1 protein-coding gene is annotated in these 703 nt (G+C 26.9%); it reads left to right on the forward strand.

Translation table 11 applies throughout. The annotated features are described in order from the left end of the window. Nucleotides 1-703 (forward strand): hypothetical protein (locus L8X24_RS07915; RefSeq protein WP_263664343.1); only part of this gene is annotated, 703 nt, incomplete at both ends.

Genomic DNA, 703 nt, shown 5'->3' on the forward strand with positions numbered 1-703 from the left:
GAATTCCCTCTAGATAAGATTCAGCTTCATCAGTATCAATTAAGTATAGAAAGTAGTGTGAAAGAAATTAGTGAAGATAATAAAGAATTTCATATTTTTGTAAAAGGTGGTAAGCCAAATACTAAAATAACATGGAATATAAAAGGGTCTGGAATTTTAAATTATAAATATGAAAAATTTAATAGTAATGGTGAAGCCCTTGCAAGTGGATTTTCAAAATTAAGTTCAGATCAAGATTTTAATGCTATAGATATTGAGTGCAAAATGAATGAATATGTAAATATCAGTACAAAGATTAAAATTAAAACTTTACCGGAAAAAATAATTCTTATCGGAAATGCAACAAGGTTTTTAGGATTTTATTTTGATGAACACTTTGCTCGTTTAAATAAATTATTTTGTCCAGTTTCGTGTGGTCGTGCGGATTTCGTATTTTCAGGATTTCCTACGAAAATGTTAGGAAAGAAAATTCTAGTTAAGTCAAGTAATCCAAAAATAGGATTTACGGAAAGACATTTTATTTTACATCGTTTGTCAACAGCAGGAGAAAAATATTACGATATTGAAAATAATGTTATAAATTTTGATCCAATTGGTTTTCGAGTAAATGATCATTCAATTCCAAATGGGATATATGATTTTACTTTAAAATACAATGATCAAGAAATAAAATTTAAGATTGAAAAAAATGTTTGGATTCACG

Origin of the sequence: Campylobacter sp. CNRCH_2015_0814 (assembly GCF_025772765.1) — a bacterium.
In the GTDB taxonomy this organism is placed as follows: domain Bacteria; phylum Campylobacterota; class Campylobacteria; order Campylobacterales; family Campylobacteraceae; genus Campylobacter_D.